Origin of the sequence: Actinomadura roseirufa (genome assembly GCF_900659635.1) — a bacterium.
Taxonomy (GTDB): domain Bacteria; phylum Actinomycetota; class Actinomycetes; order Streptosporangiales; family Streptosporangiaceae; genus Spirillospora; species Spirillospora roseirufa.
Genome location: NZ_CAACVB010000390.1, coordinates 1 through 5,492, shown reverse-complemented (window position 1 = coordinate 5,492; position 5,492 = coordinate 1). Strand labels below are relative to the sequence as shown.

Sequence of the window (5,492 nt, the reverse complement as noted above, 5' to 3'; positions counted from 1 at the left end):
TGCGCGGCGCCGCGTTCGGCCTGGCCCGCGCGCTCGGCGACACCGGCGACCCGGGCCGCGCGATCCGCGGCGCCGCGGCCCCCGGCACGTTCGGCGACTGGCTCGCCGGCCTGTTCGCGCTGGCCAGGCAGGAGGTGCTGGAGCCCGGCGCGGCGGTCCTCGGCGTCCTCGACGACCTGGTCACCGCCCTGGACGGGGACGACTTCCTCGTGGCGCTGCCCGCGCTGCGGCAGGCGTTCGAGTTCTTCCCGCCGCGCGAGCGCGAGACGATCGCGCGGGGTCTGCTGGAGCGGCGCGGCCTGCGCGGCTCCGCTCGCGGGCTGCTGCGCGTCCAGGCCGACCCGCTGGTCCTCGCCGAGGCGCGGGCGCTGGAGGAACGCGTGGACCGGGCCCTCGCCGCGGCTGGCCTGACCAGTGCGGACAGTGCCGGCGCTGACGGTGCTGGAGCGAAGCATGCCGGTGCGAACCATGGCGGCGCGAACCATGCGGGAGGGGATCTCGGATGACGACACCCGACCTGGAGCGCTGGCGGCTCGTCCTGGGCCTGCCCGCCGAGCCGGCGACCGGGGCCCTGAGCGGTGACGCCGCCGAGCGCGACCGCATGCTCGGCTGGCTCTACGGCCGCGACCCCGACCTGGACCGGCGCGGCGTGCGGGCGGGCTCCGGCCGGAACGGCTCGGACGAGCGCACCGGCGGATCCGGCCCGTCCTCGCTGACCACGGTCGACTGGCTCGACGCCGTGCACCGGCTGTTCCCCAAGGAGACGATCGAGCGGCTGGAGCGCGACGCCGTCGAGAAATACGAGATCCACGAGGTCGTCACCGATCCCGCCGTGCTGGAGCGGATCGAGCCGGACGAGGCGCTGCTGCGCGCCGTGCTGCGCACCAAGCACCTGATGAGCCCCGACGTCCTCGCGATGGCCCGGCGGATCGTCGAGGCCGTCGTCCGGCAGCTGATGGAGCGGCTCGCCGTCGAGGTCCGCGAGGCGTTCCACGGCACCCGGTCGCGGCGGCCGAGCCGCGTCAAGAACGCCCGCAACTTCGACTTCCACGGCACGATCCGCGCGAACCTCGCCCACTACCGGCCGGACGAACGGCGCGTCTACATCGAGCATCCGCGCTTCGTGTCGCGGACGCGCCGGCACGTGGAGCAATGGCAGATGATCCTGCTGGTCGACCAGTCCGGGTCGATGCTCGCCTCGGTGGTGCACGCCGCGGTCACGGCCGCGTGCCTGTGGGGGCTGCCCGGCCTGCGGACGCACCTCGTCGCGTTCGACACCTCCGTGGTGGACCTCACCTCCGACGTCACCGACCCCGCCGAGCTGCTGATGAAGGTGCAGCTCGGCGGGGGCACCGACATCGCCCGCGCCGTCGGCTACGCCGCCGGGCTGGTCGACAACCCGCGCCGCGCGATCGTCGCCGTGATCAGCGACTTCTACGAGGGCGGGGACGCGCACCTTCTCGTCCGGACGGTCAAGGGGCTCGTCGAGCAGGGCACGCACGTGCTCGGGCTCGCGGCGCTGGACGAACGGGCCGACCCGTCCTACGACCGGGCCATGGGACAGCGGCTCGCCGACGTCGGCGCGCACGTCGGCGCGATGACGCCGGGGAAGCTCGCCGCGTTCGTCGCCGAGCGGATCGGCCGGTGAGCGCGCCGCCGGTCCGCGCGGACCTGCTCGCCCTGACGGGGGACACGCTCGCCGTCCTCACCAACCGCGGCCTCGTCAAACGCGCCGCGAAGGACCTCGACGCGGGGAACGGCCCCTCGGTGGACGTCGCCGCCGACGGTGGTGTGCACGGCGTGTTCCCCGACGGCACCGCGGCCGCGCTGCCCTCCGGCGCCGGGCTGGACGCGGCGACCTGCACCTGCGCCGCGCCGTCCGCGTGCCGCCACAAGGTCGGCCTCGTCCTGGCCTACCAGCGCCTCTTCGCCGCGCCGGAGCCGGCTCCCGAGGTCCCTGCGGAACCGTCCGCCGGCGAGTCCGCGGGAGGGGAGCCGCCACCGGCGCGCGACGGCGGAGAGGAACCGCCCGCGGAGCGGCCGGGATGGTCGCCCGGCGCGTTCGACGACGACGCGCTCGCCCGAGTCCTGGGCCAACGCGCCCTGACCGCCGCACGTCGCGCGTTCCGCGCGGGATACGCGGCCCGAATCCACCGGCCCTCGTGGGACGACCGCGTGGCGCGCGTGGAACTGCCGTCCTGCACGGTCCGGTTCCTCGTGCCCGGCGAGCTGGGCTACGTGGACACCGACGCCTCCGCCGCTGTGCGGGGCGAGGTCGTCGCCCTGGCCGTGTGGGCGTTCCGCGCCGCGGACGACCTGGGGCTCGCCGGCGCCGACGTCAGAGTGGACGTCGGCGGGCAGGGACGATCCGGCGGAGGAGGGGACGGCACGGGGCTGGAACCCGCCCTGGACATCGTCGGCCAGGTCCTCATGGAGGGCGCGATGCACGCCGGGCCCGTCCTGGTCACGGCGCTGCGGCGGGCCGCCGCCGAGCTGTCGGCACGGAACCTGCACTGGCCCGCGGCCGCCGCCGGCGACCTGGCCGGGCAACTGGACGCCTACCGTGAGCGCCGCGCCGACTACGAGCAGGGCCGGCTCGCCGCGCCGGCCGCCGAGATCTACGCGCGGCACCGCGCGGCGCTGGGCGGCGGCCTCCGCTCGCAGGCGCTCGGGACCGACGAGTCCGCCGACACGCCGCTGCGCCGCGTCCGCCTGGCCGCGCTCGGCTGCCGGATCGGGGGCACCGCGTCGTCCCGCACCGCCGACGTCTACCTCGCTCACGCCGACACGGTGCTCGTGCTGAAACGGCAATGGGCGGTCCCGGACGGGGAGACGCTGACCGGCGCCGGGGTGGCCGGGCGGCGGCTGCTCGGCACGACGCTGCGCGACCTCGCCGCGGCGAACGTCGTGTCCGAGAGCGCGACCCGCAGCGCGAGCCGCGTCGTGCGGGTCGCGGCGGGCCGGGTCGCCCGGACGACCGTCACCCCGCTCGGCGACGCCTGGACGGGCCTGCCGCCCGCGCTGCTCGTCCGGGACTTCACGGCGGCCGAGCGGGCGCTGGCGGCGCTTCCGCCGCGCCCGGTCCGGCGGCGCGTCGAGGCGGACCAGGTCCGCGTGTTCGAGGTCGCCGAGGTTCGCGACGTCGGCTACCACCCCGGCGCGCAGCGGCTGGAGGCCGTCGTCGCGGACACGGCGGGCGCGACCGCCGTCCTGTCGGCCGAGTACGCCCCGTACCGGCCCGCCGCGCTGGACGCGCTGGCCGGGGCGCTCGCCGCCGGGCCGAGGTTCGTCAGCGGGGCCGTCCGCCGGGAGCGCGGCACGCTCGTCATCGACCCGGTCGCGGTCATGACCGCCGATGGCGTCATCGTGCCCGACCTCGCGCCGGGCGAGGCGGCGGCGGCGCTGGACGGTCCGTCCCATCGCCCCCCGGACCCCCTGGGCGCCGTGCTGGACGCCGCCCTCGCGGTCTGCGCGGAGGTCGCGCACCACGGCGTGCTGCACGTCCGGCCGGGCCTGCGGGACCGCGTCACGGCCGCCGCCGCAGACCTCGCCCGCTCCGGCCTGACCGCCGCCGCCGAGGCCACGACCCGCCTGGCCGACGCCCTGCACGGCGACGACCCGCGCCGCACCGCCGAAATCTGGGCGGACACCTGCCTACGCCTGACCATCACCGCCGAACTCCGCTGACACCGCTGGACGGGATGGGAACGGACACGCCCCGGCCCGGTCGGGGGCGACCGGGCCGGGGCGCGAAGTGGTGCTCAGCCGTCGCACGAGCGCGCGACCTGGCCTTTTGTCGCAAGGGCCGACACTGCCGGACGGAATGGGGGCGGAAACGGTTCCGGCCCCGGTCGGGGGGAGTCGACCGGGGCCGGGGGTGTCCTGAAGTGCTGCTCAGCCGTCACGCGATTCGCGCTCGCACAAGCCCGGTCACGAAGCGAGCGCTAGCGAACGCGGTGGGCCGGGCTTGCAATGAACACGACTAATCAGCACAGATCGCGTAGACGCTGATGCCGACGTCGTTGTAGCCGTCCTGGCGGCCGATGCCGATCCAGCCGCGCCCGTCGTCGGTCGGGAAGGAACCGACCAGGATCGCGCGGTTGCCCTGGGCCTCGGCGCCGCCGCCGAGCACGTGCTTGGAGCCCGGACAGATCAGGGTGCGGCGCTGGAAGTTCGGGACGTTCGCGTTGGCCAGCTTCAGCAGCTGGTAGCCGGGCGGCAGCGCCGCGGCGGCCGGGGCGTGCCCGGTGGACGGCGCGTGCCGTCCCGGCTGGGCGGCGGCCGCGGTCGTCGCGAGGCAGGCCCCGGCGGCGACGACGGCCAGCGAGATGGCGGTGGTCCTCTTCGTTATCACTCTTCGCTCTCCTTCGAGCTCGAGGGGGGATGCACGAAGAGTGTCTTCCATTTCACTTAACGTCGCCATGGCAACATGTGTTCGATCGATTACGGAGTGTATCTATTCAGAAATTGCGCTGTGTAGTTGATTGTGGGGACATCGCTTACGTGCGGTGATTCTTCGAGGTCGCCGCGGGGGCCGTCCGGAAGCGGTCACATGCGGTGGCCGTGTCATCCGGCGGCCCCACGGCCGCGTCCGTCAGCCGCGTCCGTGAGTCGCGTCCACCAGGTCTTGGACGGTCCGCCGGGCCTCGGCGGGCTCGTGCGTCGGGGCACCGAAGCTGACGCGGACGCGCGTGCGGCGCAGCCGGCCGTGCACGCCGAGCAGGTCGCGGGTGCCCGTGAGTCCGGCGGGGACCAGCGGGACGCCCGCGAGGTCGGCCAGGCGCGCTGCCCCGCCGCGGAACTCGCCGACCGTGCCGTCCCGGGAGCGCGTGCCCTCGGGGAACACGATGACGCAACGGCCCCGGGCGAGCTGGGCCGCCGCGGCGGCCAGGTCGCCGAACCCGCCCCGCGACCGGCGGACCGGGAAGCCCGCGACCGCCGTCCGGCAGACGAACGACCGGAACCGTCCCGCGAACCAGTAGTCGGCCGCGGCGGCGACGACCGGGCGGCGCCGCGCGGGCAGCGCCGCGAGCAGCGCCGCGGTGTCGGCGTGCGAGGCGTGGTTCGCGACGATCACGCACGGTCCGTCCGGCGCGGGCCCGGTGACCTCCAGTCCGCCCGAGAGCCCGAACGCGGCCCGCCACCCGGCCCGCCGCAGCGCCGCCGCGACCAGCCCGCCCCGTACCCCGCCGTGCTCCCCCATGACCCGTCCCCTCATGACCCGTCCCTTCATGACAGCAGCATCGCCACGGCCAGGGCGACCAGCAGCGAGTCGATCCGGTCCAGCAGGCCGCCGAAGCCGGGCAGCCACGTCCCCGCGTCCTTCACCCCGGCGCCGCGCTTGAGCATCGACTCCAGCAGGTCGCCGAGCGGCGCGCCCGCCGCCACCGCGACGATCGTCGCCGGGGTCGCGGCGCCGCACAGCGCCAGCACCATGGCGCCCGCCGCGGCGCCCCCGGCGACGCCGCCCCAGCGCTTGGCCGGGCTGAGCG

6 protein-coding genes are annotated in these 5,492 nt (G+C 75.9%); 3 read left to right on the top strand and 3 right to left on the bottom strand.

Annotated features, from left to right (window positions below; translation table 11 throughout):
• The 3 genes from E1291_RS42800 to E1291_RS38550 all read left to right on the top strand — a co-directional run.
• A partial coding sequence (locus E1291_RS42800) for a DUF5682 family protein (protein ID WP_207401174.1) occupies positions 1–506 on the top strand: 506 nt, incomplete at its 5' end.
• Positions 503–1,648, top strand: coding sequence for a VWA domain-containing protein (locus E1291_RS38555; RefSeq protein WP_131742978.1), 1,146 nt, complete (start codon positions 503–505; stop codon positions 1,646–1,648). The genes E1291_RS42800 and E1291_RS38555, both read left to right, overlap by 4 nt.
• The gene (locus E1291_RS38550) at positions 1,645–3,687 is read left to right on the top strand and encodes a YehQ family protein (RefSeq protein ID WP_131742977.1); all 2,043 of its coding nucleotides are present in this window, start codon (positions 1,645–1,647) and stop codon (positions 3,685–3,687) included. The genes E1291_RS38555 and E1291_RS38550 overlap by 4 nt, the downstream gene beginning before the upstream one ends.
• A 295-nt stretch (positions 3,688–3,982) precedes the next feature.
• Here the strand turns inward: E1291_RS38550 and E1291_RS38545 are convergent, their stop codons facing one another.
• From E1291_RS38545 to E1291_RS38535, 3 genes are all read right to left on the bottom strand, one after another.
• Entirely contained in the window at positions 3,983–4,354 is a 372-nt protein-coding gene (locus tag E1291_RS38545) for a hypothetical protein (protein WP_131742976.1), read from the bottom strand.
• 240 nt (positions 4,355–4,594) lie between these two features.
• Positions 4,595–5,233, bottom strand: a complete 639-nt coding sequence (locus E1291_RS38540) for a lysophospholipid acyltransferase family protein (RefSeq protein WP_207401173.1) — start codon at positions 5,231–5,233, stop codon at positions 4,595–4,597.
• A partial coding sequence (locus E1291_RS38535; protein WP_165495500.1) for a phosphatidate cytidylyltransferase occupies positions 5,230–5,492 on the bottom strand: 263 nt, incomplete at its 5' end. The genes E1291_RS38535 and E1291_RS38540, both read right to left, overlap by 4 nt.